This is a genomic window from Streptomyces lienomycini, from assembly GCF_027947595.1.
GTDB lineage: Bacteria > Actinomycetota > Actinomycetes > Streptomycetales > Streptomycetaceae > Streptomyces > Streptomyces lienomycini.
Genome location: NZ_CP116257.1, coordinates 5,762,787 through 5,786,499 on the forward strand (window position 1 = coordinate 5,762,787; position 23,713 = coordinate 5,786,499).

Here is a 23,713-nt window from a genome sequence, read left to right on the forward strand (position 1 = left end):
CCCTCGTCCCGGCGCCACGTCACGTCCCCGGAGGGATCCCGTTGGCCAGCAAGTCCTCCGCGCGCCTCGCCGCGCTCACCGTCGCCGCCGTCTGCTCGGCGGCGTCCACCCTCGTCCTCACCGTGCCCGCCCACGCCGGCTCCGCACCGGACGACGCCGTGCGCGTCCACGACATCCAGGGCAGCACCCGGCTGTCGCCGTACGCCGGCCGGCAGGTCGCGGACGTGGCCGGAATCGTCATCGGCGTCCGCGGTTACGGCTCCAAGGGCTTCTGGATGCAGGACCCGCGGCCGGACGCCGACCCGGCCACCAGTGAGGGTGTCTTCGTCTTCACGAACCGGGCCCCGGAGGTCGCCGTCGGTGACGCGGTCACCGTCTCGGGCACGGTCTCGGAGTACGTCCCCGGCGGTACGTCCTCGGGGAACCAGTCGCTGACCGAGATCACCCGCCCGACGGTCACCGTCGTCTCCGGCGGCAACGCGCTCCCGGCCGCGACGACGGTCTCCGCCCGCTCCGTGCCGCGCGCGTACGCCCCCGAGGGCGACGGGGACGCCAACGGGTCGGTCAACGCCCTGCCGTTGAGGCCCGCGAAGTACGCCCTGGACTACTACGAGTCCCTGGAGGGCATGAACGTGCGGGTCGCCGACGCCCGCGTGGTCGGCGCCTCGGACCCGTACACCGAGCTGTGGGTCACGGTGAAGCCCTGGGAGAACCCGAACCGCCGCGGCGGCACGGTCTACGGCTCCTACGACGCCCAGAACACCGGCCGGCTGCAGGTCCAGTCGCTGGGCAGGCCGGCCGACTTCCCCGCCGCGGACGTCGGCGACACCCTCGCCGGAGCCACCGCGGGCCCGCTGGACTACAACCAGTACGGCGGCTACACGCTGGTCGCGAGCGAGATCGGCGCCCTGGAGAAGGGCGGCACGGAGCGCGAGTCCACGCGCCCGCAGAGCGCCCGCGAACTGGCGGTGGCGACGTACAACGTCGAGAACCTCGACCCGTCCGACGACACCTTCGCCGCGCACGCCGACGCGATCGTGCACCACCTCAGGTCGCCCGACATCGTGTCGCTGGAGGAGATCCAGGACAACAACGGCGCCACGGACGACGGCACGGTGGCCGCCGACGAGACGGTCGGCAAGCTGATCGACGCGATCGTCGCCGCGGGCGGCCCGCGTTACGACTGGCGGGGCATCGACCCGGTCGACAAGGCGGACGGCGGCCAGCCCGGCGGCAACATCCGCCAGGCGTTCCTGTTCAACCCCGAGCGGGTCTCCTTCACCGACCGCGCGGGCGGCGACGCCACCACCGCGACCGGTGTGCGCACGGTGCGCGGCAAGGCGGCGCTGACCCTCTCCCCCGGCCGGGTGGACCCGGCGAACCCTGCCTGGGAGGACAGCCGCAAGCCGCTGGCGGGCGAGTTCGTCTTCCGCGGCCGGACGGTCTTCGTCATCGCCAACCACTTCAACTCCAAGGGCGGCGACCAGGGACTGACGGCGCAGTACCAGCCGCCGTCACGCAGCTCGGAGACGCAGCGGCACGCCCAGGCGAAGGTGGTGAACACCTTCGTCAAGGAGGTCCTGGCCGCCCAGAAGAACGCGGACGTCGTCGCCCTCGGTGACATCAACGACTTCGAGTTCTCGACGACCGCCCGCATCCTGGAGGGCGACGGCGCCCTGTGGTCGGCGGTCAAGTCGCTGCCGCGGAGCGAGCGTTACTCGCACGTCTACCAGGGCAACAGCCAGGTCCTGGACCAGATCCTGGTCAGCCCGTCGGTCCGGCACGGCGGCCGGCTGTCGTACGACAGCGTGCACGTCAACGCGGAGTTCCACGACCAGATCAGCGACCACGATCCGCAGGTGCTGCGCTTCCGCCCGTGACCGGCGGGCCCTGGGGGCGGGTTCAGCGGGGCACCAGGCCGAGGGCGTGGTCGTAGCGGTTGACCGTGCTGCTCTTCAGGCCCGGCCAGTTCCGCACCCGTTCCCACGGCGCGGTCCCCGACCCGACGCCCTCGCCCGGTGCGGCCAGGGCGTCGCGGTGGGCCCGGGCGCTCTCCCACTCGGCGTAGTTGAGGACGCGGGTGCCGTCGGTGCTGAGGTGGAAGTGGGCGGCGATCCCGCCGGGGCGGGGTGCCGGCTCGCTCTCCAGGGCCTCGAGGACGGCGTCGACCCAGGCGCGCTGCCGGTCGGGGTCGGGTCCCTCGAACTCGACGTCGACGATCACCACGCATCCCGGTACGGCGGGTGCCGCCCCGTGCGCGCGGCTCGCGCTGCGGTAGTGCCGGTACCGGCCGAGGCCGAGCCGCTCGATGCCCGGCACGGCGGTGTCGATCTCGTCGACGCGCTCCTGCCGGTGCGTCTTGACGAACGCCTCGTACGCCTGCTCGCTCGCCCACTGGGAGTGGTGCAGCAGGGTGCTGCCGTCGTGGCCGGTGTAGACGTGGTAGCCGCGCAGGCCGTCGGCGGGCCAGGGCCGGCGTTCCCAGGTGCGGGCGATGGCGTCGACGGTCTGCCGCTGCCGCTGCGGGGTGCCCACGGACCAGGTGCTGAAGAAGGGCGCCCGGACGTCGGGGCGGGCGAATTCGGGATGGGCGTCGGTGCGGCGGGTCATGCCGGCCTCCAGTGGTCGGTGGTCGTCGGGTGCGTGGTGCGTGCACCGCGAGGGCACGCACCACCCTCCGGCCTCGACCAAGGTTGAGGTCAAGCCCCTCCCGGTGGCGGCACGGCACTGGCGGCACGGCACTGGCGCCACGACGCACGGGGCGAGGGGCCCCGCCCGGAGCCCCTCGCCGCACCGCGTGCTCGGCAGTGCTCTCAGCAGTGCCCGTGCTGACGGCGCAGCACGAGACCCGCCGCGACCACCGCGCCCGCCGTCGCTCCGGCGACCAGCACGGCGCGTGGGTGCCCGAGTCCCGCGCGTACCGCGCCCCGGGCCCGCCCCGGCGGCGTGTGCCGCTCCGCGCCGTCCGTGGCCCGTCCCGCCTTGTGCCGCGCGGCGTGTCCGGCGCGGCCCGCCCTGTCCTGCGCGGTCTGCCCGGCGTGCGCGGCGGAGCTGCGCAGTTGCACGGTCATGGCACCGGCCTTGTCCTTCAGGTCGGCGGCCCGGGCCTTGGCGCGGCCCTTCACGTCGGCCCTGCCCGCCAGTTCCTCCACGGTGTCGCCGAGTTCCCCGCGGGTCCGTTCGATCTGCTGCCGCAGCTCGTCGGGGCCCTTGGCCCCGCCGACCGGCTGCACGGTGGAGCCGCTCCTCGTCCCGTCCCGGCCCGTCGCGTCGGTCATCGATGTGCCCTTTCCCTGATCTGGTCCACGTCGGCCCGGACGCTGCCGAGGGTCTCCTCGGGCTTGGCCGGCACGGCCCGGCGCAGTTGCGTGCGACCGGTCATGGCCAGGACGCCGGCGATCACGAAGAGCGCCCCCGTCACGATGAGCGCCGCGGCCCAGACGGGCAGCACCAGCGAGAGCGCGGCGACGGCCGTGCCGGCCAGGGCGAAGAGGCCGACGTAGGCGATGGCGCCCGCCGCACCGAGCATTCCGCCGCCGCGCCCGGCGCGCTTGCCCTTCTCGGCCAGTTCCATCTTGGCGAGGGCCACTTCCTGGCGCACGAGCCGGGAGAGCTGTTCGGTGGCCTGGCCGACGAGTTCGCCCACGGAGTGCTGCTCGTCGCGCACCGGCCTGGTGTGCAGGGTTCCGGTCACGGTGTTCCCGCCTCCTCTCGGTTCGGAGCACCCCGGGTACCCCGGGCCGAGCGGCGCTACCCCTGCCCGCGCCCGCGCCCGGACACCCGAGGCCACTGAAGCAGTACTTACAGGTACCTCGTAGGAGAATTAAGTGGAGCTACACCATGCGGCGGCCGACACTACTCCCATGACGACAGACGACGACCGCCCCGCCCCCTTCGGCCGCGCCCTGTGCGCCATGGTCACGCCCTTCACCGAGTCCGGTGCGCTCGACCTCGACGGTGCCCGGCGGCTCGCCGAGCGGCTGGTCTCCCGGGGGTGCGACGGCCTCGTGCTGTCCGGCACCACGGGCGAGTCGCCGACCACCACGGACGCGGAGAAGGCCGCGCTGGTGACGGCGGTCCGGGAGGCGGTCGGGGACCGCGCCGCCCTGGTCGCCGGGGTGGGCACCGCGGACACCCGGCACACCGTGGAGCTGGCCCTGGCCGCCGAGAAGGCCGGCGCGGACGGCCTGCTGGTGGTCGCGCCGTACTACAGCAGGCCCCCGCAGGACGCCCTGGAGGCGCATTTCCGCGAGGTCGCCGACGCGAGCGGCCTGCCCGTGATGCTGTACGACATCCCGGGCCGCACCGGCACCCGCATCGAGCCCGACACCGTCGTCCGCCTCGCCGAGCACCCGCGGATCGTCGCCGTGAAGGACTGCTCCTACGACCTCCTCGGCATCCAGCGGGTGCTCTCCCGCACCCGTCTTGCCTACTACGCGGGCTGCGACGAGCAGGTTCTCGCCCTGTACGCGATCGGCGCGACGGGATACGTCAGCACCGTCGCCAACGTCGTACCGGAACTGTTCCGGTCCGTCCTCGACGCCTTCGACGCGGGCGACACCGGGCGGGCCGCCCTGCTGCAGCGGCGGGCGGTGCGGCTCGTCGAGCCGATGATGGCGGGCGGCCTGCCCGGCACGGTCACCACCAAGGCCCTGCTCGGCGCGCTGGGCCTGCCGGCGGGTCCGGTCCGCGCACCGCTGCGGCCCGCGGACCGGACGGCGACAACCGCTCTGCTGGCGGCCTACGGGGACGTGGCCGCCCCCGCCGGTCAGTCCCAGGCGTAGCCGTCGCCGAACAGCAGGGTGTGCTCCAGTACGTCCTCCGCCGGGTCGTCGATCTGCCCGACGTGGACGTTGAGGAGCCCGACCCGGGGGCCGTTGTGCGAACCGGTCGTCGTCTCGTCGGCGTGCGCGGTCCCCGCGGCCCCCACCGCGGCACAGCACACCAGCACCGCGGCGCCCGCCCCTGCCAGTAGGCGCCCCACGGCCCTCACCCGCTCGTTCGTCGTCATCCCAGGCCCCTCGTCTCGTCGGATCGGCGTCTGATCGGACTCTGCGTCCACCCGTTCATCCGCCAAGACCACCGGAAAGTCACGGGCGGTCATCCGTACGTGCGGGTTACGGTGGCCCGCCATGAGCAGAAGACGCTACGTGGCCCGGGGCGTTACGGGCGGTTACCGCATCTGGGACGACAGGGGCCGCCGCTGGTGGGGCGACCTCTACGAGCTGTGCCCCGACGACCTCCTGACCGAGCTGAACGGCCCGGCCGACCAGACCCGCGTCACCGCGCTGCTGAAACGGTACCGGGCCCTGAAACGGTGAGCGCCCTCCCCGCGACGGGCGGGAAGGGCGCTCGGCGGATCGGCGTCCGCTCAGTTGTGGCTGTGCAGCACCTCGTTCAGGCCGCCCCAGACCGCGTTGTTCGGGCGGGCCTCGACCGTGCCGGTGACCGAGTTGCGGCGGAAGAGGATGTTCGAGGCGCCGGAGAGTTCGCGGGCCTTGACGATCTGGCCGTCGGGCATCGTGACGCGGGTGCCCGCGGTGACGTAGAGGCCGGCCTCGACCACGCACTCGTCGCCCAGCGCGATGCCGACGCCCGCCTCGGCGCCGACCAGGCAGCGTTCGCCGATGACGATGCGGACGTTGCCGCCGCCGGAGAGGGTGCCCATGGTGGAGGCGCCGCCGCCGATGTCGGAGCCGTCGCCGACGACGACGCCCGCGGAGATGCGGCCCTCGACCATCGAGGTGCCGAGCGTGCCGGCGTTGAAGTTGACGAAGCCCTCGTGCATGACCGTGGTGCCCGCGGAGAGGTGCGCGCCGAGCCGGACGCGGTCGGCGTCGGCGATGCGGACGCCCTTGGGGGCGACGTAGTCCGTCATGCGGGGGAACTTGTCGATCGAGGTGACCTGGAGGTGCAGGCCCTCGGCGCGGGCGTTGAGGCGGACCTTCTCGATGTCGTCCACGGCGACCGGGCCCAGCGAGGTCCAGGCGACGTTGGCGAGGTGGGCGAAGATGCCGTCCAGGTTCTGGCCGTGCGGCTGGACCAGGCGGTGCGAGAGCAGGTGCAGGCGCAGGTAGACGTCGTGCGTGTCGACCGGCTTCTCGTCCAGCGAGGAGATGACCGTGCGGACCGCGACCACCTCGACGCCGCGGCGGGCGTCCGGACCGACCGCGGCGGTGGCGCCGCCGCCCAGGAGTTCGGCGGCCTGTTCGGCGGTGAGGCGCTCGGTGCCGGACGGGCCGGGCCCCTCGGCAGTCGCAGTGGACAGTTCGGGGGCCGGGAACCAGGTGTCGAGGACGGTGCCGTCGGCGGCGATCGTGGCGAGGCCGGCGGCCACGGCGCCGGTGGTGCGGGGAGCAGTCGTGTCGGTCATGAGGGCAACCTAACCGGCGGTCGCGGGTGGAAGCGAGCCGGGACCGCGGCCGTCTCGGGGACGGGGCGCGGGGATCAGCCGAGTCAGTACGTCCCGCGCGTAGTCCTCGTCGTACGGCGTGTCCGTGAGCAGGACCTGCAGGCAGATGCCGTCGAGTACGGCGACCAGGGCGCGGGCCGTCGTGGGGTCGGTGCGGGCGGCGAGCAGGGCGCCCACTCCCTCGGCCCACTCGGCGGCCACCGGGCGCAGGGCGGGGCGGCGCAGGGCGGCGAGGTACAGCTCGTACTCCAGCTCCACGCCGGTGCGGTCGCCGCCAAGCCATGCGCCGAGGACGCGGGCGAGTTCGGCGGGCAGGTCGGCCTCCGGGTCCAGGAGGGCGGGGTGGGCGGCGACGACCTTGGCGAAGCCCTCGTTGGCCTGGCGCAGGGCGGCGACCATCAGGTCGTCGAGGGTCGCGAAGTGGTACGTCGTGGAGCCCAGCGGCACGTCCGCCTCGGCGGCGACGGTGCGGTGGCTGAGCCCGGCGATGCCCTTCTGCCCGACGACGCGGATCGCCGCGTCGATGAGGCGCTGGCGGCGCTCGGGGTCGTGGCGGCGGGGCATCAGTGGGCCCCGCCCAGATTGAGGACGACGACCCCGAGGATGATCAGCGCGATGCCGGCGGCCTTGGTGAGTGTCATCCCCTCGCCCATGAAGGCCACGCCGATGGCGGCGATGGCGGCCGTGCCGACCCCGGCCCAGATCGCGTACGCCGTGCCCATGGCGAGGATCTTCAGGGTCTGGGCGAGGAGCGCGAAGGAGAGGACGTAGGCGAGGGCCGTCAGGAGCGACGGCACGAGCCTGCTGAAGCCCTCGCTGTACTTCATGGCGGTGGTGCCGGCGACCTCGGCGGCGATGGCTCCGGCCAGGAGCAGATATCCCATGTGTACGAGCGTACATAACGAGGAACGGGGGCGGGCCCGAACACGGGAACGGCGGCACCCGAAGGTGCCGCCGTTCCCGAAACCCGTGCTGCCGGTGTGGCTCAGACGTTGAACCCGAGCGCGCGCAGCTGCTCGCGGCCGTCGTCCGTGATCTTGTCCGGGCCCCACGGCGGCATCCAGACCCAGTTGATGCGCAGCTCGTTGACGAGGCCGTCCGTGGCGGACTTGGCCTGGTCCTCGATCACGTCGGTCAGCGGACAGGCCGCCGACGTCAGGGTCATGTCGATCGTCGCGATGTTCGCGTCGTCGATGTGGACGCCGTAGATGAGGCCCAGGTTGACGACATCGATGCCCAGCTCGGGGTCCACGACGTCCAGCAGGGCCTCACGGACCTCCTCCTCGGAGGCGGGCTTCATTTCCACGGTCTCGCTCATGCCGTCGTCTCCTTCTCGGCGTCGGCGCCGTCCAGTGCCTGGGCCGTCGCGTCCTTCCAGGCCATCCAGCTCAGCAGGGCGCACTTGACCCGGGCCGGGTACTTCGAGACCCCGGCGAACGCGACCGCGTCCTCCAGGACCTCCTCCATCGCGTCGTCGGGCTCGACCTTGCCCTTGGACTGCATCAGTTCCAGGAAGGTCTCCTGGATCCGCTGCGCCTCGGCCAGGTCCTTGCCGACCAGCAGGTCGTTCAGCACGGAGGCGCTCGCCTGGCTGATGGAGCAGCCCTGGCCCTCGTAGCTGACGTCGCTGATCGTCGTACCGTCGTACTTCACGCGGAGCGTGATCTCGTCCCCGCAGGTGGGGTTGACGTGGTGGACCTCGGCGTCGCCATCCCGCAAGCCCCGCCCGTGCGGGTTCTTGTAGTGGTCCAGGATGACTTCCTGGTACATGGAGTCCAGCTTCATGCTCTTCGCTCGTCCCGTCAGCCGAAGAAGTTCCGTACGTGCTCCAGGCCGTCGACCAGCGCGTCGATCTCGGCCGGCGTGGAGTACAGATAGAACGACGCTCGCGTGGTCGCAGGAATTCCGTACCGCAGGCACACGGGGCGGGCGCAGTGGTGGCCGACCCGGACCGCGATGCCCTGCTCGTCGAGGACCTGGCCCACGTCGTGCGGGTGGATGTCGCCCAGCGTGAAGGAGATCGCCGCGCCGCGCTCCTCGGCCGTGGTGGGGCCGATGATGCGCAGGTCCGGGACCTCCAGCAGGCGCTTGACGGCGTACTCGGTCAGCGCGTGCTCGTGGGCGAGGATCTTGTCCATGCCGATCGAGTTCAGGTAGTCGATGGCCGCGCCCAGGCCGACCGCGCCCGCGATCGGGGGCGTGCCCGCCTCGAACTTGTGCGGGGCCGGGGCGTAGGTGGAGGAGTGCATCGAGACGGTCTCGATCATCTCGCCGCCACCGAGGAACGGCGGGAGGTCCTCAAGGAGCTCCTGGCGGCCCCACAGCACGCCGATGCCGGTCGGGCCGCACATCTTGTGGCCGGTGAAGGCCACGAAGTCGGCCTGGAGGGCCTGTACGTCCAGCGGCATGTGCGGCGCGGCCTGCGAGGCGTCGATGCACACGAGCGCGCCGACCTCCTGGGCGCGGCGCACGATCGCCTCGACCGGGTTCTGGGTGCCCAGGATGTTGGAGACCAGCACGAAGGAGACGATCTTCGTCTTCTCGGTGATGACCTCGTCGATGTTGGACAGGTCCAGGCGGCCGTCGTCGGTGAGGCCGAACCAGCGGAGCTTCGCACCGGTGCGCTGCGAGAGCAGCTGCCACGGCACGATGTTGGAGTGGTGCTCCATCTCCGTGATGACGATCTCGGTCTCGTGGTCCACGCGGTACGGGTCGTCGGCCCAGCCCAGCATGTTCGCTACGAGGTTGAGGGACTCCGAGGCGTTCTTGGTGAAGATCACCTCGTCGCGCGAGGGCGCGTTGACGAACTCCGCGACCTTGTCACGCGCGCCCTCGTACAGCGCCGTGGCCTCCTCGGCGAGGACGTGCACGCCGCGGTGGACGTTGGCGTTGTAGCGCTCGTAGTACTCGCTGAGCGCGTCCAGCACCTGCCGCGGCTTCTGGCTGGTCGCCGCGTTGTCCAGGTACACGAGCTTGTGCCCGTCGTGGACCTGGCGGTCCAGGATGGGGAAGTCCTTGCGGATCGCCTCGGTGTCGAGGAGGCCCGGCAGCTGTGTCACTCGGATGCGCCGCCCTTCGTGTATGCCTCGTAGCCCTCGGCCTCCAGCTTGTCGGCCAGCTCGGCGCCGCCGGACTCGGCGATGCGGCCGTTGGCGAAGACGTGGACGTAGTCGGGCTTGATGTAGCGCAGGATGCGCGTGTAGTGCGTGATCAGCAGCGTGCCGACCTCGCCGGTCTCGCGGACGCGGTTGACGCCCTCGGAGACGACGCGCAGGGCGTCGACGTCCAGGCCGGAGTCGGTCTCGTCGAGGATCGCCATCTTCGGCTTGAGCAGCTCGAGCTGGAGGATCTCGTGGCGCTTCTTCTCACCGCCGGAGAAGCCCTCGTTGACGTTGCGCTCGGCGAAGGCGGGGTCCATGTTGAGGCGCTCCATGGCCTCCTTGACCTCCTTGACCCAGTGCCGCAGCTTGGGGGCCTCGCCGCGCACCGCGGTGGCGGAGGTGCGCAGGAAGTTGGAGACGGAGACGCCGGGGACCTCGACCGGGTACTGCATGGCGAGGAAGAGGCCGGCGCGGGCGCGCTCGTCGACGGACATCTCCAGGACGTCCTCGCCGTCGAGGGTGACGGTCCCGCCGGTGATCGTGTACTTGGGGTGACCCGCGAGGGAGTAGGCGAGGGTCGACTTGCCGGAGCCGTTGGGGCCCATGATGGCGTGCGTCTCGCCCTGCTTCACGGTGAGGTCGACGCCCTTGAGGATCTCCTTCGTGGCGTTGTCGGCCTCGACGGTGACGTGCAGGTCTCGGATTTCAAGCGTTGCCATGGGTGCCTCAGGACTCCTGGGTGAGGGAGGCGCGTACGTCAACGAGGACGCTGCCCCCTTCGATCTTTACGGGGTAAACGGGGACGGGGCGCGTCGCCGGAAGGCTGTCGGGCTTGCCGGAACGGAGGTCGAAGCGCGAGCCGTGCAGCCAGCACTCGATGTGGCAGTCGTCGACCTCGCCCTCGGCCAGGGAGACGTTCGCGTGCGAGCAGATGTCGTTGATCGCGAAGACCTCGCCCTCGGTCCGCACGACGGAGATCGGCGTGCCGTCGAGTTCCACCCGCTTCGGGGTGTCCTCTTCCAGCTCGTCCGCTCCACAGACGCGTACGAAGGTCATGCGACCGACGCCTCCAGCTCCTCCGCGATCTTGGCGAGGAGCCGCTCCTCGATGTCCGCGACGCCGATCTGCTGGACCAGCTCGGCGAAGAAGCCGTGGACCACCAGGCGGCGGGCGTCCAGCTCGGGGATGCCGCGCGCCATCAGGTAGAAGAGCTGCTCGTCGTCGAAGCGGCCGGTGGCGGAGGCGTGACCGGCGCCGACGATCTCGCCGGTCTCGATCTCCAGGTTCGGCACCGAGTCGACCCGCGCGCCGTCGGTGAGGACGAGGTTGCGGTTCATCTCGTAGGTGTCGGTGCCCTCGGCCGCGGCCTCGATGAGCACGTCGCCGATCCACACCGCGTGCGCGTCGTCGCCCTGGAGGGCGCCCTTGTAGACGGCGTTGGACTTGCAGTGCGGGACGTTGTGGTCGACCAGGAGGCGGTGCTCCTGGTGCTGGCCGGCGTCGGTGAAGTACAGACCGAACAGCTCGGCCTCGCCGCCGGGACCGGCGTAGGCCACGCGCGGGTGCAGGCGGACCAGGTCGCCGCCGAAGGTGACCACGAAGGACTTGAAGGTCGCGTCGCGGCCGATCAGCGCGTTGTGCTGGCCGACGTGCACGGCCTTGTCGTCCCAGTCCTGGACGGAGACGACGGTCAGCTTGGCTCCGTCGCCCAGGACGTAGTCGACGTTGGCTGCGAGCACCGCGTCGCCGGTGTGGTCGATGACGACCACGGCCTCGGCGAAGGCGCCCAGCTCGACGACCTGGTGGGCGTAGGCGGTGCCGCCCTCGCCGTGCACGGCGATGCGGATCGGCTCGGTGAGGACCGTCTCCTTGGGGACGGTGATCACGCCGGCCTTCTCGAACGCCGAGTAGGCCTGCGCGGCGACCCGGTCCACGGGGGTGCCGGCCCTGCCGATGCGCGCGTCGTCGCGGCCGACGGTCTCCACGACGACGCCCTCGGGCGCCTCGATGTCGACCTTCACGCCGTCGCCGGTGGCGACGGCGGTGCCGTCGTGCAGCCCGCGCAGCCGCTCCAGCGGGGTGAACCGCCACTCCTCCTCGCGGCCGTGCGGGACCGGGAAGTCCGCCACGTCGAAGGACGCGGGCGCGCTCATGCGCGTGGCGACGGTCGACTCGGCGGCCACCGCGATCTGGCCCGCGGTGGTCGACCCCACGGGGATGTTCTGAGCCTCAGCCATGGCTGTCGGTCTGCTCTCTTCCTACGTCGGAAATCTGGCGACTGCTTCGAGGGTGCGGGTCCTAACCGACCGCGCCCTCCATCTGCAGCTCGATCAGCCGGTTGAGTTCGAGGGCGTACTCCATGGGCAGCTCCTTGGCGATCGGCTCGACGAAGCCGCGCACGATCATCGCCATCGCCTCGAACTCGCTCAGACCGCGGCTCATCAGGTAGAAGAGCTGGTCCTCGGAGACCTTGGAGACGGTCGCCTCGTGCCCCATGGACACGTCGTCCTCGCGGACGTCCACGTAGGGGTACGTGTCGGAGCGGGAGATGGTGTCGACGAGCAGCGCGTCGCACAGCACGTTCGACTTGGAGCCGTGGGCGCCCTCGCCGATCTCGACGAGCCCGCGGTAGGAGGTGCGGCCGCCGCCGCGCGCCACGGACTTCGAGACGATGTTGGAGGAGGTGTTCGGCGCCATGTGGACCATCTTGGAGCCGGCGTCCTGGTGCTGGCCCTCGCCCGCGAAGGCGATGGACAGGGTCTCGCCCTTGGCGTGCTCGCCCATCAGGTAGACGGCCGGGTACTTCATCGTCACCTTGGAGCCGATGTTGCCGTCGATCCACTCCATGGTCGCGCCCTCGTACGCCACGGCGCGCTTGGTGACCAGGTTGTAGACGTTGTTCGACCAGTTCTGGATGGTCGTGTAGCGGCAGCGGGCGTTCTTCTTGACGATGATCTCGACCACGGCGGAGTGCAGCGAGTCCGACTTGTAGATCGGCGCGGTGCAGCCCTCGACGTAGTGCACGTAGGCACCCTCGTCGACGATGATCAGGGTCCGCTCGAACTGGCCCATGTTCTCCGTGTTGATACGGAAGTAGGCCTGGAGCGGGATCTCCACGTGCACGCCCTTCGGCACGTAGATGAAGGAGCCGCCGGACCACACGGCGCTGTTCAGCGACGCGAACTTGTTGTCGCCGACGGGGATGACGGTGCCGAAGTACTCCTTGAAGAGCTCCGGGTGCTCCTTGAGGGCCGTGTCGGTGTCCAGGAAGATGACGCCCTGCTCCTCCAGGTCCTCGCGGATCTGGTGGTAGACGACCTCGGACTCGTACTGGGCCGCGACACCGGCGACGAGGCGCTGCTTCTCCGCCTCGGGGATGCCGAGCTTGTCGTACGTGTTCTTGATGTCCTCGGGCAGGTCCTCCCAGGACTCCGCCTGCTTCTCCGTGGAGCGCACGAAGTACTTGATGTTGTCGAAGTCGATGCCCGACAGGTCCGAGCCCCAGTTCGGCATGGGCTTCTTCTCGAAGAGGCGCAGGCCCTTGAGACGGAGCTTGGTCATCCACTCCGGCTCGTTCTTCTTCGCGGAGATGTCGCGGACGACGTCCTCGTTGATGCCGCGCTTGGCAGAGGCGCCGGCCGTGTCGGAGTCGGCCCAGCCGTATTCGTACTTGCCCAGGCCCTCGAGCTCGGGGTGAGCAGTCTCCGTGGGGAGAGTCATGCGGGGTTCCTCCCGGCCGTGCTTGCAGATGCGTTAGCGGTGTTCTTGGACGCGTGCGCCGTGGGTGGCGCGTGCGAAGTCTTCGGAATGAACGTGGTGCAGACCCCGTCGCCGTGCGCGATGGTCGCGAGTCTCTGTACATGCGTACCGAGCAGCTCGGCGAAAAATTCCGTCTCCGCCTCGCACAGCTGCGGAAACCGCTCCGCGACGTGGGCGACCGGGCAGTGGTGCTGGCACAGCTGCTCGCCCTGCTGGGGGTGGGGTGCGCTCCGCGCGGTAGCAGCGTACCCGTCGCCGCTCAGGGCCTTGGCCAGCGCTTCCGCGCGCTTCTCGGCGGGGACGGACTCGACGGCCTCGCGGTACGCACCCGACTGGGTGGCGATCCGGGCGCGGGCGAAGGCGGCGATCGCCTGTTCCCCGCCCTCCTGCTCGGCGATCCAGCGCAGGGCGTCGACGGCCAGCTTGTCGTACGACTGGTCGAAGGCGTCCCGGCCGCAGTCGGTGAGCGCGAAGACCTTGGCGGGCCTCCCGCGCGTGCGCGCGCCGTAGACCCGCTGCTCGCGGGCCTCGACCACGGCGTCGGCGACCAGCGCGTCGAGGTGGCGCCGGACGGCGGCCTGGGTCAGGCCCAGGCGTCCGGCGAGCTCGGCGACGGTCGACGGCCCGTGGTCCAGGATGGAGCGCGCGACGCGGTTGCGGGTGGACCGCTCACCGGTCGCGAGTTCCTCCTGCGGAGCCTCGCCAACGTTTTTCACAACGCCATTGTTGCGTAATTCATCGGGGGCGGGCAAGCCGCGTCCCGATCACCGAACGGTGCCCTGCGTCACTTAGGCATACCTAACGTGACCTGCGGAAACGATCTCCGGTCGATCGGGCACGGGGCAATTCGCTGGCGTTCCGGGACGGCGTCGGGGACACTCCCCCGCATGCCCACACCCCCTCCGACCGGCCCACTCGTCACCCGGGGCACGATCGCCGCCGGACTGCGCGAGCTGGGCGTGCGCACGGGTGACACCCTCCTCGCGCACTCCTCCCTCAGCTCGCTCGGCTGGGTCTGCGGCGGCCCCGTCGCGGTCGTCCAGGGACTTCTCGACGCCCTCGGCCCGGGCGGCACCCTGGTGGTTCCGACCCAGACCGGCGACCTCTCGGACCCGGCACTGTGGCAGAGCCCGTCGGTGCCCGAGGCGTGGTGGAACACCGTGCGGACCGCGATGCCCGCCTACGACCCGCTGATCACTCCCTCGCGCGGTGTCGGCGTGGTCCCCGAGACGGTGCGCACCTGGCCCGGCGCCCGGCGCAGCGCGCATCCCCAGACCTCCTTCGCGGCCCTCGGCGCCCGCGCCGCCGAGGTCGTCGCCGGCCACGCGACCGACTGCCGGCTGGGCGAGCGCAGCCCGCTGGCCGCGCTGGAACGGCTGGGCGCGCGGGTCCTGCTGCTCGGCGCCGGGTACGAGGCGTGCACCGCCTTCCACCTCGCCGAGTACCGGATCCCCGCCCCGCTGGTGGAGGTGGGGCGCCCGGGGCCGGTGGGCTGGGAGCGGGTGACCGAGGTGTCGATCACGTCGGACCGCTTCGACGAACTGGGCCACGACTTCGAGCGCGACCGGCCCGTCCTGCGCGGCACCGTGGGCGCCGCCGGCGTGCGCCTGTTCTCCCTGCCGGACGCGGTCGCGTACGCCGAGCGGTGGCTGCCGGTGCATCGCCCCCGCGAGTGAGTCCGCTCCCGGCGGCGAGGGGGTTTTCCACACCCCCGCGCCCGGCCGGTCCGCCGCCTACCTAGACTCGTGACCCATGCGAAGCGAGCCCGTGGTCCAGGTCCAGGCCCTGGTGAAGCGGTACGGCACGAAGACCGCGGTGGACGGCCTCGACCTGGTGGCCCGGACGGGTGTCACCGCCGTCCTCGGCCCCAACGGGGCGGGCAAGACCACCACGGTGGAGACCTGCGAGGGGTACCGCAGACCGGACTCCGGGACGGTGCGCGTGCTCGGCCTGGACCCGGTGCGACAGGGTGCCGAGCTGCGCCCGCGCATCGGCGTGATGCTCCAGTCCGGTGGCGTCTACTCCGGCGCCCGCGCCGACGAGATGCTGCGCCACGTCGCGAAGCTGCACGCCCACCCGCTGGACGTCGACGCGCTGATCGAGCGGCTCGGGCTCGGCTCGTGCGGCCGGACCGCGTACCGCAGGCTCTCCGGCGGGCAGCAGCAGCGGCTCGCCCTCGCGATGGCCGTGGTCGGGCGCCCCGAGCTGGTCTTCCTCGACGAGCCGACCGCCGGCCTCGACCCGCAGGCCCGCCGCGCCACCTGGGACCTCGTGCGGGACCTGCGCGGCGACGGCGTCTCGGTGATCCTCACCACGCACCACATGGACGAGGCCGAGCAACTGGCCGACGACGTGGCCATCATCGACACCGGCCGCGTCATCGCGCAGGGCGCACCGGAGGAGCTGTGCCGCGGCGGCGCCGAGAACACCCTGCGGTTCTCCGGCCGGCCGGGGCTGGACGTCGCGTCCCTCCTCAAGGCGCTCCCCCCGGACTCCTCGGCCGCCGAGCTGACCCCGGGCTCCTACCGGGTGAACGGCGAGGTCGACCCGCAGCTCCTCGCGACGGTGACCTCCTGGTGCGCCCAGCACGGGGTGATGCCGGACCGGATCTCGGTGGAGCGGCACACACTGGAGGACGTCTTCCTGGAGCTGACTGGCAAGGAGCTGCGCGGGTGACCACCACGACAGGGACGCCGGGGGCGTACGCGCCCAGGCCCGGTGCCGCACCGCTCGGGCGCATGATCGCGGCGCAGGCCGTGCTCGAGACCAGGATGCTGCTGCGCAACGGCGAGCAACTACTGCTGACGGTGATCATCCCGACGCTGCTGCTGGTCCTGTTCAGCTCCGTCGACATCATCGACACGGGAGCCGGCGAGTCCGTCGACTTCCTCGCCCCCGGCGTCCTCGCGCTGGCGGTGCTGTCGACGGCGTTCACCGGTCAGGCCATCGCCACCGGCTTCGAGCGCCGGTACGGGGTGCTGAAGCGGCTGGCCGCCTCCCCGCTGCCGCGCTGGGCCCTGATGACCGCGAAGACGGCGTCGGTGCTGGTCACCGAGGTGCTCCAGATCATCCTGCTGACGGCGATCGCCTTCGGGCTCGGCTGGTCGCCGCACGGCAACCCGGCGGCCGTGCTGCTGCTCCTGGTCCTCGGCACCGCCGCCTTCTCCGGGCTCGGGCTGCTGATGGCGGGCACGCTGAAGGCGGAGGCCACGCTGGCTGCGGCCAACCTGGTGTTCCTGCTGCTCCTCGTGGGCGGCGGGGTCATCGTGCCGCTGGACAAGTTCCCCGACGCGGCACAGAGCGTGCTGGGGCTGCTGCCGATCTCCGCCCTGTCGGACGGACTGCGGGACGTGCTCCAGCATGGGGCCGGGATGCCCTGGGGCGACCTGGGCATCCTCGCCGTGTGGGCGGTCGCGGGGCTCGCGGCCGCGGGGAAGTTCTTCCGCTGGGAGTAGGGACACGATGCCGGACACCGACCCTCGTGAAAGCGTGCACAAGCGGGCGCCTACGATGGACGGCGTGCCAAACGTGACCCGCGACGACGCCGCAGCCGCCGTGCGCAACCCCCTCGCCTTCATCGCCGCGCGCTGGACCCCGCACCCCCGGACGGTCCAGCGGGCGGCCCTCCTCGCGCTCGCCATGGCGGTCGTCATCGTCGTCACCGGCGGTGCCGTACGCCTCACCGGCTCGGGTCTCGGCTGCCCGACCTGGCCCAAGTGCACCGACGACTCGCTCACCACCACGAGCGAGATGGGCTTCCACGGCATCATCGAGTTCGGCAACCGCCTGCTGACCTACGTGCTGTGCGCCGCGGTCGGCTGGGCGATCATCGCCGCCCGGTCGCAGAAGCCGTACCGGCGCAGTGTGACCCGGCTGGGCTGGCTGCAGTTCTGGATCGTGATGGGCAACGCGGTCCTCGGCGGCATCGTGGTCCTGGTCGGCCTCAACCCGTACACCGTCGCGGCCCACTTCCTGCTGTCCACGGCCCTGATCGCGGTCGCGACCGTGATGTGGCAGCGCACCCGGGAGGGCGACACGGCACCGCGCCCCCTGGTGGGCAAGGCGGTCCAGCAGCTGACGTGGGTGCTGACCGGCGTCTCGGTCCTGCTGATCGCGCTCGGCACCGTGGTGACCGGCGCGGGACCGCACGCGGGTGACTCCAGCGACGTCCCGCGGATGCCGATCGACTGGGAGATGGTGAGCAAGGCCCACGCGGTCCTGGCGTGGATCGTGGTGACGCTGACGTTCGCCCTGTGGTTCGTGCTGAAGGCGGTCGACGCGCCCAGGGGCCCGCTGGCCCGCACCCGCGACCTGTTCCTGGTGCTGCTGGCGCAGGGGGCGGTGGGCTACATCCAGTACTTCACCGACCTGCCCGAGGTCCTCGTCGGCCTGCACATGTTCGGCTCGTGCCTGATGTGGATCGCGGTGCTGCGGGTGCTGCTGGCGCTGCGCGAGCGGCCCGAGGAGACGGTCTCCGGGCTGCCCTCTCAGGAGTACGACGCCACCAGCGTGTCGATGGCCGGCCCCAGGTAGCTCCGGGTCAGCTCGGCGCGGCGGGCTGCCCACTCCCCCGTGGCCGCGGGCCGCGCGCCCTCTCCGTACCGCCGCTCGGTGATGTCCCCGACGACCTCGCCGGGTGCGCCCAGGGCGGGGAGTTCCTCCAGCGCCTCCCGCTTGGTGATCAGGCGGCCCTCCCGCAGCGTGACGGTGGCGCGGGCGAAGGTGATCAGACCCAGGTCGACCCAGACGTCCTGCCGCCACAGCTCCGCCCTGCGCACGTTCGGCCGCCAGAATTCCCGCTGGTCGCGGACGACGAACGCGTCCAGTTCCGGGTCCGGCACCGGCGGCAGCAGGTGGCCGGGCGTCGCGCCGTGCAGGACACGGCCGAAGCTGTGGAGTTCGCGCCGGGTGACCGGGGTGACCGGCCGCTTGAACAGCTGCTCGTGGGCCCAGGTCAGGTGCCGCAGGGCCGGGTCGGCGAGGGTGTCCGGCGACAGGTACGTGCAGTGCAGCAGTCCGGCCAGGGGCTCGGCGCGCAGCCGGGCGTGGAGCAGCCCGAGGCGCCAGGCCGTGCGGGCGGTGGCCGGCCGGGGCAGGACCGCGACCAGGTCGAGGTCGCTGCGGCCCTCCTGGTAGTCGCCCGCGCCCAGTGAACCGTGCGCCCAGACGGCGACGGGGTCGAGGGGCAGCAGGCCGGTGAGAAAGCGGTCGAGCAGGGCGTCGGTCGGCATGCGCCCCATTGTCGACGACGCGCTCCGGTCCGTACAGGCGTCGCCCGGTCCGTACAGACGTCGCTCCGGTTCGCACAGCGGTCGCTCCGGCCCGTACGAGCTCGCCCCGCACCCGTCACTCCAGCCCGTAGACCCGCCCCGCGTTCCCCGAGGCGATCATCCCCGCGACCCGTCGCGCGTCCGCGAGCGACCACGCCCCCTCGGCCGCCCAGGTGCCCAGCACCCGGCCGAGGGCCTCGCGGAACAGGCGGGCTGCGACCACGTGCAGCTCGGGCAGGCCCTGGGCACCGCTGGAGAACAGGACCTTGCCGAAGGGCGCCAGCTCCAGGATCTCCGCGAGGACCGTCGCGGCCCGGGCGCCAGTGCGCACCAGGGCGGCGCCCGAGTCGGCGTAGACGTGCGGGAAGACGCCGGCCAGGTGGGCGGCGTGGCGGTGGTACGGGTAGCCGTGCAGCAGGACCAGGTCGGTGCCGAGCCCCGCGGTGGCCCGAGCGAAGTCGGTGAGCAGGACCGGGTCGGTGCGGTCGATGCGCAGGCCCGGTTCGCCGAGGCCCGCGTGCAGTTGGAGCGGCAGGCCGGAGGCGACGGCGGCCCACAGCAGGTGACGCAGCAGGACCGGGTCGCTCAGCTCCCCGCCGACCTCCCGCCCGGACAGCCAGCGGGCGGCGGCCCCGCGGACCTCGCCCGCGCCGGGCGGTTCGGGAGCGAGGGCCAGCCCGTGCCGTACGCCCGCGACGGAGGTGAAGGCGACCGCGTTCGCGGCGGCGCCGTGCACGGCCTCGGCGAGGTTGGCGAGGAAGGACTCGACGGTGCCGGAGGTGTCGGCGACCTGCTCGGCGAGCAGTTCCAGGCGCACGATCTCGCGCGTGTCCGCGTCCGCCGCGGAGGCCATCTCGGCGGGCCCGGTGAGGTCGCCGGGCAGGCCCGCGTCGACCAGGTAGGTGGTGATGCCGCTGCCGCGCAGCAGCCTGCGGTCGGCCTCCATGACGCCCAGTTCGCGGCGCCGGGCCAGGTAGCGGGCGGGCGGGCAGTGCGGTTCCAGGCCGAGCAGGGGCGGGCACCAGCGGCGTACCGCGAAGCCGGTCTGGGTGTCGAAGAGGGTGGTGCCGGGGGCGGGCGGCCCCTCGGTGCGGGCCAGCTGGGCCTCGAAGGTGCCGAGGCCCAGCTCCGTTCTCAGGACGCCGTGGCAGTACTGGTCGACCAGGGACGGCGTTTCGATCATCCGGGCTCCCCGTGCTCCGTGCGCCTCGCGGCTCGCGGCCCTTTCCGGCCCGTGCGCCTCGTGGCTTCCTACGGTCCTAACGGGTGAACCGGGTCTCAGGTGTTGCTCGGGCCGCCGACCTGGATGCCCGCCATGCGCGACCACTCGTAGCGGCCGGTGGTGACCTTGGCGGCGAACTCGCCGTCGAAGTCCTCGTGGACGGTGATCCCGGACCGCTCGACGGCCTCGCGGGCCCTCTCGTGGGTGCGGGCGACCAGGTCGCCCCAAGCGCCGTCCTCGCCGACGAGCACGATCCGGGCGCCGCGCTCGCCGAGGTAGGCCACCTGGGCCCCGGCGCCGCCGTGGGCCTTGGCGAAGGCTTCGATCCGCCCGGCCATCCGGGTCACCTCGTACGCGGCCCACCGGTCGGCCCAGCCGCCCTTCGCGCCGGTCCGCTCCGTGTCCACCTGCTGCGTGTCTGCCATGACCAGGATGCTACCGACGGGTAGATCGAACGGCGACGGGCGGGGTGCGTGGCCTTGGCCACGCACCCCGCCCGTCGGACGGCTTCGCCGGAGGCGCTCAGCGCAGGAAGGGGTCCACCGCGATCGCCAGGAACAGCACCGACACGTAGGTGATCGACCAGTGGAACAGCCGCATCTCCTTGAGCTTGCCGCCCGTGACCTCGGCCTTGGCGCGGTTCTGCAGCCCGTGTGCCTCCCACAGCCACATGCCGCCGGCGGCCAGGGCCACCGCCGTGTAGAACCAGCCGGTGTAGCCGAGCGGCTGCAGCAGCAGCGACACCGCGACCATCGCCCAGCTGTAGATCACGATCTGCCGGGCCACGACCTTGTTGGAGGCGATGACCGGGAGCATCGGCACGCCGACGCGCGCGTAGTCGTCCTTGACCTTCATGGACAGCGGCCAGTAGTGCGGCGGCGTCCAGAAGAACATCACCGCGAAGAGGATGATCGGCGCCCAGGACATCGAGTTGGTCACGGACGACCAGCCGATGAGCACCGGCAGGCAGCCGGCGATGCCGCCCCAGACGATGTTCTGCGCGGTGCGGCGCTTGAGGATCATCGTGTAGACGACGACGTAGAAGAGGAGCGCGCCGAGCGAGAGCCAGGCCGACAGCCAGTTGACGGTGAGGCCGAACAGCAGCGTCGAGACGATCGCCAGGGCGATGCCGAAGATGAGGCATTCCACCGGACTGACCATGCCGGTCACCAGCGGACGCTGCGAGGTCCGGTCCATCAGCGCGTCGATGTCGCGGTCGATGTACATGTTGAGCGCGTTGGCGCCGCCGGCCGACAGGTATCCGCCGACGCAGGTCAGCAGCACCAGTTTCAGATCCGGAACACCCTGCTCGGCGAGGAACATCACCGGAACGGTGGTGATCAGCAGAAGCTCGATAATCCGCGGCTTGGTCAGCGCCACGAACGCCTTGACACGGGCCCCGAACGGCCGGTGACTCGGGCTCTGGCTCGTCCCGATAACCCCCGCAGGACGGGATTCAACGGCCGTCACGCACACCCCTGACAGAGACTCCCAGCAAGCCCTCGCCGTGTGAAGCGGCGGTAAAGGCTCGCGCGTACCACGCCACTTTAGACGTTGCCCATACCTTGGCCTTCGCGGGGGTGGGGTCGTGTTGGAAGGGGCGCTCCGACGTGCGTTCGGAGAGTCGATTGAGCAGTCAGATGAGCGGCTCCGTATTCACTTGCCGAATGCGGTTTCACCCAGTCGGCAGGCGGATCGCGAAGAGTCCCGGCAGTCTGGTTTCCAGGGGAAAAGCGCACGTACTTACGGGGGTAGGCTCGACAACGGCCGGCCGACTCACGGACGCGCCGGCAGCCGGTGCACCCGTGCACCGGCATCCGACATGTGGAGAGGAGCCCTGACTCAGGGTGAGCACCAAGCCGACCACCACAGACCTCGAGTGGACCGAACTGGACCAGCGGGCCGTGGACACCGCCCGCGTCCTGGCCGCCGATGCCGTACAGAAGGTTGGCAACGGCCATCCGGGTACGGCGATGAGCCTGGCGCCCGCCGCCTACACCCTCTTCCAGAAGGTGATGCGGCACGACCCCGCCGACGCGAACTGGGTCGGGCGCGACCGTTTCGTGCTGTCCGCGGGTCACTCGTCCCTGACCCTCTACACCCAGCTGTACCTGGCCGGCTTCGGCCTGGAGCTGGCGGACCTGGAGTCCTTCCGCACCTGGGGCTCGAAGACCCCCGGCCACCCGGAGTACGGCCACACCACGGGCGTGGAGACGACGACCGGCCCGCTGGGCCAGGGTGTCGCCAACGCGGTGGGCATGGCCATGGCCGCCCGCTACGAGCGCGGTCTGTTCGACCCGGAGGCCGCCGAGGGCACCTCCCCGTTCGACCACTTCGTCTACTGCGTCGCCGGTGACGGCTGCCTTCAGGAGGGCATCTCCGCCGAGGCGTCGTCGATGGCCGGTCACCAGAAGCTCGGCAACCTGGTGCTGCTGTGGGACGACAACCACATCTCCATCGAGGGCGACACCGAGACCGCCGTCTCCGAGGACACCTGCAAGCGGTACGAGGCGTACGGCTGGCACGTGCAGCGCGTCGCCCCGAAGCCGGACGGCGACCTGGACCCGAACGCGATCTACGACGCGATCGAGGAGGCGAAGAAGGTCACCGACCGGCCGTCCTTCATCGCCATGCGCTCGATCATCGCCTGGCCCGCCCCGCACGCGCAGAACACCGAGGCCGCGCACGGCTCGGCGCTCGGTGACGACGAGGTCGCCGCGACCAAGCGGGTCCTGGGCTTCGACCCGGAGAAGACCTTCGAGGTCTCCGACGAGGTCATCGGGCACACCCGCAAGGCCCTGGAGAAGGGACGGGCGGCCCGCGCGGTGTGGGAGAAGTCCTTCCAGCAGTGGCGGGACAACAACCCGGAGCGCGCCGCCGAGTACGAGCGTGTCGCCAAGGGTGAGCTGCCCAAGGGCTGGGAGGAGAAGATCCCGGTCTTCGAGACGGACAAGGGTCTCGCCACCCGTGCCGCGTCCGGCAAGGTGCTCCAGGCGCTCGGCGCGGTGGTTCCGGAGCTGTGGGGCGGCTCGGCCGACCTGGCCGGCTCGAACAACACGACGATCGACAAGACGTCGTCCTTCCTCCCGGCGGGCAACCCGCTGCCCGAGGCGGACCCGTACGGCCGCACCATCCACTTCGGCATCCGCGAGCACGCGATGGCCGCGGAGATGAACGGCATCGCGCTGCACGGCAACACCCGCATCTACGGCGGAACGTTCCTGGTCTTCTCCGACTACATGCGCAACGCGGTGCGGCTGTCGGCGCTGATGCACCTGCCGGTGACGTACGTGTGGACGCACGACTCCATCGGGCTGGGCGAGGACGGCCCGACCCACCAGCCGGTCGAGCACCTGGCGTCGCTGCGCGCGATCCCGGGTCTGAACGTGGTCCGTCCGGCCGACGCCAACGAGACGGCGATCGCCTGGCGCGAGATCCTGCGCCGCTGGACGAAGGAGTTCGGCAAGGGCCAGCCGCACGGTCTGGCGCTGACCCGCCAGGGCGTGCCGACGTACGCGCCCAACGACGACGCGGCCAAGGGCGGCTACGTGCTGTTCGAGGCGGACGGCGGCGACGCCGAGGTCGTGCTGATCGCGACCGGTTCCGAGGTGCACGTCGCCGTCGGGGCGCGCGAGCAGCTCCAGGCCGACGGTGTGCCCACCCGTGTGGTGTCCATGCCGTCCGTCGAGTGGTTCGAGCAGCAGGACCAGGGGTACCGGGACAGCGTGTTGCCCCCGTCCGTGAAGGCTCGTGTCGCGGTGGAGGCCGGCATCGGTCTGACCTGGCACAAGTACGTGGGGGACGCCGGTCGCATCGTCTCCCTGGAGCACTTCGGTGCTTCGGCGGACGCCAAGGTGCTCTTCCGCGAGTTCGGCTTCACCGCCGAGAACGTGGCCGCCGCCGCGCGGGAATCCCTCGCCGCGGCCCGGCGCTGACGCTCGTAACGACA

Annotated in this window: 27 protein-coding genes; 8 read left to right on the plus strand and 19 right to left on the minus strand. The window is 71.5% G+C overall.

All coding sequences use genetic code 11. The features are described 5' to 3' along the window. Window positions 1-41: 41 nt before the first annotated feature. Window positions 42-1,880, plus strand: a complete 1,839-nt coding sequence (locus tag BJ961_RS26295) for an endonuclease/exonuclease/phosphatase family protein (protein WP_271415267.1) — start codon at window positions 42-44, stop codon at window positions 1,878-1,880. A gap of 22 nt (window positions 1,881-1,902) precedes the next feature. Here the strand turns inward: BJ961_RS26295 and BJ961_RS26300 are convergent, their stop codons facing one another. The 3 genes from BJ961_RS26300 to BJ961_RS26310 all read right to left on the minus strand — a co-directional run bounded on the left by BJ961_RS26300 (window position 1,903) and on the right by BJ961_RS26310 (window position 3,694). Next, window positions 1,903-2,610: an antibiotic biosynthesis monooxygenase gene (locus tag BJ961_RS26300; protein WP_271415268.1), complete on the minus strand. Its 708-nt coding sequence runs from the start codon at window positions 2,608-2,610 to the stop codon at window positions 1,903-1,905. A 203-nt stretch (window positions 2,611-2,813) separates the two neighbouring features. After that, entirely contained in the window at window positions 2,814-3,278 is a 465-nt protein-coding gene (locus tag BJ961_RS26305) for a DUF3618 domain-containing protein (protein ID WP_271415269.1), read from the minus strand. Then, window positions 3,275-3,694, minus strand: coding sequence for a phage holin family protein (locus BJ961_RS26310; RefSeq protein ID WP_271415270.1), 420 nt, complete (start codon window positions 3,692-3,694; stop codon window positions 3,275-3,277). The genes BJ961_RS26305 and BJ961_RS26310 overlap by 4 nt, the downstream gene beginning before the upstream one ends. A 169-nt stretch (window positions 3,695-3,863) precedes the next feature. Here BJ961_RS26310 and dapA point away from each other — a divergent pair, with 169 nt between their 5' ends. Continuing rightward, a complete protein-coding gene (dapA, locus tag BJ961_RS26315) occupies window positions 3,864-4,784 on the plus strand; it encodes a 4-hydroxy-tetrahydrodipicolinate synthase (protein ID WP_271415271.1) in 921 nt (306 codons plus the stop codon). Here the strand turns inward: dapA and BJ961_RS26320 are convergent. Further along, window positions 4,769-5,011, minus strand: a complete 243-nt coding sequence (locus BJ961_RS26320) for a hypothetical protein (protein ID WP_271415272.1) — start codon at window positions 5,009-5,011, stop codon at window positions 4,769-4,771. The genes dapA and BJ961_RS26320 overlap by 16 nt on opposite strands. 121 nt (window positions 5,012-5,132) lie before the next feature. On the opposite strand from BJ961_RS26320, the gene BJ961_RS26325 reads away from it, so the two are divergent. Next, window positions 5,133-5,321 (plus strand): hypothetical protein, encoded by a 189-nt coding sequence (locus tag BJ961_RS26325; RefSeq protein ID WP_271415273.1) that lies wholly within the window; start codon window positions 5,133-5,135, stop codon window positions 5,319-5,321. Between the two features lie 50 nt (window positions 5,322-5,371). On the opposite strand, the gene dapD is transcribed toward BJ961_RS26325, so the two are convergent. The 11 genes from dapD to BJ961_RS26380 form a co-directional block, all read right to left on the minus strand. Further along, entirely contained in the window at window positions 5,372-6,373 is a 1,002-nt protein-coding gene (dapD, locus tag BJ961_RS26330; RefSeq protein WP_271415274.1) for a 2,3,4,5-tetrahydropyridine-2,6-dicarboxylate N-succinyltransferase, read from the minus strand. Between the two features lie 9 nt (window positions 6,374-6,382). Continuing rightward, on the minus strand, window positions 6,383-6,976 hold the full coding sequence (locus BJ961_RS26335) for a TetR/AcrR family transcriptional regulator (RefSeq protein ID WP_271415275.1): 594 nt from the start codon (window positions 6,974-6,976) through the stop codon (window positions 6,383-6,385). Then, entirely contained in the window at window positions 6,976-7,296 is a 321-nt protein-coding gene (locus BJ961_RS26340) for a DMT family transporter (RefSeq protein ID WP_271415276.1), read from the minus strand. The genes BJ961_RS26335 and BJ961_RS26340 overlap by 1 nt, the downstream gene beginning before the upstream one ends. A 101-nt stretch (window positions 7,297-7,397) precedes the next feature. Then, on the minus strand, window positions 7,398-7,730 hold the full coding sequence (locus BJ961_RS26345) for a metal-sulfur cluster assembly factor (protein ID WP_007448279.1): 333 nt from the start codon (window positions 7,728-7,730) through the stop codon (window positions 7,398-7,400). Further along, window positions 7,727-8,197 carry a Fe-S cluster assembly sulfur transfer protein SufU gene (gene sufU / locus BJ961_RS26350; protein ID WP_271415277.1) on the minus strand — a complete coding sequence of 157 codons (471 nt, stop codon included), beginning with the start codon at window positions 8,195-8,197 and terminating at the stop codon, window positions 7,727-7,729. The genes BJ961_RS26345 and sufU overlap by 4 nt, the downstream gene beginning before the upstream one ends. Before the next feature lie 17 nt (window positions 8,198-8,214). Beyond that, window positions 8,215-9,471 (minus strand): cysteine desulfurase, encoded by a 1,257-nt coding sequence (locus BJ961_RS26355; protein WP_007448281.1) that lies wholly within the window; start codon window positions 9,469-9,471, stop codon window positions 8,215-8,217. Next, complete coding sequence (gene sufC, locus BJ961_RS26360) at window positions 9,468-10,232, minus strand: Fe-S cluster assembly ATPase SufC (RefSeq protein WP_271415278.1); 765 nt, start codon at window positions 10,230-10,232, stop codon at window positions 9,468-9,470. The genes BJ961_RS26355 and sufC overlap by 4 nt, the downstream gene beginning before the upstream one ends. A 7-nt stretch (window positions 10,233-10,239) precedes the next feature. Next, window positions 10,240-10,569 (minus strand): non-heme iron oxygenase ferredoxin subunit, encoded by a 330-nt coding sequence (locus BJ961_RS26365; protein WP_271415279.1) that lies wholly within the window; start codon window positions 10,567-10,569, stop codon window positions 10,240-10,242. Further along, the gene (gene sufD / locus BJ961_RS26370; protein ID WP_271415280.1) at window positions 10,566-11,750 is read right to left on the minus strand and encodes a Fe-S cluster assembly protein SufD; all 1,185 of its coding nucleotides are present in this window, start codon (window positions 11,748-11,750) and stop codon (window positions 10,566-10,568) included. The genes BJ961_RS26365 and sufD overlap by 4 nt, the downstream gene beginning before the upstream one ends. 61 nt (window positions 11,751-11,811) lie before the next feature. Beyond that, on the minus strand, window positions 11,812-13,233 hold the full coding sequence (sufB, locus tag BJ961_RS26375) for a Fe-S cluster assembly protein SufB (RefSeq protein WP_003976894.1): 1,422 nt from the start codon (window positions 13,231-13,233) through the stop codon (window positions 11,812-11,814). Next, the gene (locus BJ961_RS26380) at window positions 13,230-13,988 is read right to left on the minus strand and encodes a helix-turn-helix transcriptional regulator (protein WP_271415281.1); all 759 of its coding nucleotides are present in this window, start codon (window positions 13,986-13,988) and stop codon (window positions 13,230-13,232) included. Before BJ961_RS26380 ends, sufB begins: the two co-directional genes overlap by 4 nt. A gap of 171 nt (window positions 13,989-14,159) precedes the next feature. Between BJ961_RS26380 and BJ961_RS26385 the strand changes: the two genes are divergently transcribed. The 4 genes from BJ961_RS26385 to BJ961_RS26400 all read left to right on the plus strand — a co-directional run bounded on the left by BJ961_RS26385 (window position 14,160) and on the right by BJ961_RS26400 (window position 17,805). Further along, the gene (locus BJ961_RS26385) at window positions 14,160-14,948 is read left to right on the plus strand and encodes an aminoglycoside N(3)-acetyltransferase (RefSeq protein WP_271415282.1); all 789 of its coding nucleotides are present in this window, start codon (window positions 14,160-14,162) and stop codon (window positions 14,946-14,948) included. Window positions 14,949-15,024: 76 nt separating this feature from the next. Further along, window positions 15,025-15,948: an ABC transporter ATP-binding protein gene (locus BJ961_RS26390; protein ID WP_271415283.1), complete on the plus strand. Its 924-nt coding sequence runs from the start codon at window positions 15,025-15,027 to the stop codon at window positions 15,946-15,948. Then, complete coding sequence (locus BJ961_RS26395) at window positions 15,945-16,727, plus strand: ABC transporter permease (RefSeq protein ID WP_271415284.1); 783 nt, start codon at window positions 15,945-15,947, stop codon at window positions 16,725-16,727. The genes BJ961_RS26390 and BJ961_RS26395 overlap by 4 nt, the downstream gene beginning before the upstream one ends. A gap of 55 nt (window positions 16,728-16,782) precedes the next feature. Next, window positions 16,783-17,805: a COX15/CtaA family protein gene (locus BJ961_RS26400; RefSeq protein WP_271415285.1), complete on the plus strand. Its 1,023-nt coding sequence runs from the start codon at window positions 16,783-16,785 to the stop codon at window positions 17,803-17,805. Here the strand turns inward: BJ961_RS26400 and BJ961_RS26405 are convergent. The 4 genes from BJ961_RS26405 to BJ961_RS26420 all read right to left on the minus strand — a co-directional run bounded on the left by BJ961_RS26405 (window position 17,760) and on the right by BJ961_RS26420 (window position 21,240). Beyond that, window positions 17,760-18,503 (minus strand): nucleotidyltransferase domain-containing protein, encoded by a 744-nt coding sequence (locus BJ961_RS26405; RefSeq protein ID WP_271415286.1) that lies wholly within the window; start codon window positions 18,501-18,503, stop codon window positions 17,760-17,762. The genes BJ961_RS26400 and BJ961_RS26405 overlap by 46 nt on opposite strands. 115 nt (window positions 18,504-18,618) lie before the next feature. Then, on the minus strand, window positions 18,619-19,725 hold the full coding sequence (locus tag BJ961_RS26410) for an amidohydrolase family protein (protein WP_271415287.1): 1,107 nt from the start codon (window positions 19,723-19,725) through the stop codon (window positions 18,619-18,621). Between the two features lie 95 nt (window positions 19,726-19,820). Continuing rightward, on the minus strand, window positions 19,821-20,189 hold the full coding sequence (locus BJ961_RS26415; RefSeq protein WP_271415288.1) for a hypothetical protein: 369 nt from the start codon (window positions 20,187-20,189) through the stop codon (window positions 19,821-19,823). 97 nt (window positions 20,190-20,286) lie between these two features. Beyond that, the gene (locus BJ961_RS26420; RefSeq protein WP_271415289.1) at window positions 20,287-21,240 is read right to left on the minus strand and encodes a heme o synthase; all 954 of its coding nucleotides are present in this window, start codon (window positions 21,238-21,240) and stop codon (window positions 20,287-20,289) included. A gap of 371 nt (window positions 21,241-21,611) precedes the next feature. On the opposite strand from BJ961_RS26420, the gene tkt reads away from it, so the two are divergent. Beyond that, window positions 21,612-23,699, plus strand: a complete 2,088-nt coding sequence (gene tkt, locus BJ961_RS26425) for a transketolase (RefSeq protein WP_271415290.1) — start codon at window positions 21,612-21,614, stop codon at window positions 23,697-23,699. Window positions 23,700-23,713: the final 14 nt, after the last annotated feature.

Excerpts from the sequence above, each read along its gene's own strand:
- BJ961_RS26300 (WP_271415268.1), bottom strand. The coding sequence starts at position 2,610 with ATGACCCGCCGCACCGACGCCCATCCCGAATTCGCCCGCCCCGACGTC.
- BJ961_RS26305 (WP_271415269.1), bottom strand. The coding sequence starts at position 3,278 with ATGACCGACGCGACGGGCCGGGACGGGACGAGGAGCGGCTCCACCGTG.
- dapA (WP_271415271.1), top strand. The coding sequence starts at position 3,864 with ATGACGACAGACGACGACCGCCCCGCCCCCTTCGGCCGCGCCCTGTGC.
- BJ961_RS26320 (WP_271415272.1), bottom strand. The coding sequence starts at position 5,011 with ATGACGACGAACGAGCGGGTGAGGGCCGTGGGGCGCCTACTGGCAGGG.
- BJ961_RS26325 (WP_271415273.1), top strand. The coding sequence starts at position 5,133 with ATGAGCAGAAGACGCTACGTGGCCCGGGGCGTTACGGGCGGTTACCGC.
- dapD (WP_271415274.1), bottom strand. The coding sequence starts at position 6,373 with ATGACCGACACGACTGCTCCCCGCACCACCGGCGCCGTGGCCGCCGGC.
- BJ961_RS26335 (WP_271415275.1), bottom strand. The coding sequence starts at position 6,976 with ATGCCCCGCCGCCACGACCCCGAGCGCCGCCAGCGCCTCATCGACGCG.
- BJ961_RS26340 (WP_271415276.1), bottom strand. The coding sequence starts at position 7,296 with ATGGGATATCTGCTCCTGGCCGGAGCCATCGCCGCCGAGGTCGCCGGC.
- BJ961_RS26345 (WP_007448279.1), bottom strand. The coding sequence starts at position 7,730 with ATGAGCGAGACCGTGGAAATGAAGCCCGCCTCCGAGGAGGAGGTCCGT.
- sufU (WP_271415277.1), bottom strand. The coding sequence starts at position 8,197 with ATGAAGCTGGACTCCATGTACCAGGAAGTCATCCTGGACCACTACAAG.
- sufC (WP_271415278.1), bottom strand. The coding sequence starts at position 10,232 with ATGGCAACGCTTGAAATCCGAGACCTGCACGTCACCGTCGAGGCCGAC.
- BJ961_RS26365 (WP_271415279.1), bottom strand. The coding sequence starts at position 10,569 with ATGACCTTCGTACGCGTCTGTGGAGCGGACGAGCTGGAAGAGGACACC.
- sufD (WP_271415280.1), bottom strand. The coding sequence starts at position 11,750 with ATGGCTGAGGCTCAGAACATCCCCGTGGGGTCGACCACCGCGGGCCAG.
- sufB (WP_003976894.1), bottom strand. The coding sequence starts at position 13,233 with ATGACTCTCCCCACGGAGACTGCTCACCCCGAGCTCGAGGGCCTGGGC.
- BJ961_RS26385 (WP_271415282.1), top strand. The coding sequence starts at position 14,160 with ATGCCCACACCCCCTCCGACCGGCCCACTCGTCACCCGGGGCACGATC.
- BJ961_RS26390 (WP_271415283.1), top strand. The coding sequence starts at position 15,025 with ATGCGAAGCGAGCCCGTGGTCCAGGTCCAGGCCCTGGTGAAGCGGTAC.
- BJ961_RS26400 (WP_271415285.1), top strand. The coding sequence starts at position 16,783 with ATGGACGGCGTGCCAAACGTGACCCGCGACGACGCCGCAGCCGCCGTG.
- BJ961_RS26405 (WP_271415286.1), bottom strand. The coding sequence starts at position 18,503 with ATGCCGACCGACGCCCTGCTCGACCGCTTTCTCACCGGCCTGCTGCCC.
- BJ961_RS26410 (WP_271415287.1), bottom strand. The coding sequence starts at position 19,725 with ATGATCGAAACGCCGTCCCTGGTCGACCAGTACTGCCACGGCGTCCTG.
- BJ961_RS26415 (WP_271415288.1), bottom strand. The coding sequence starts at position 20,189 with ATGGCAGACACGCAGCAGGTGGACACGGAGCGGACCGGCGCGAAGGGC.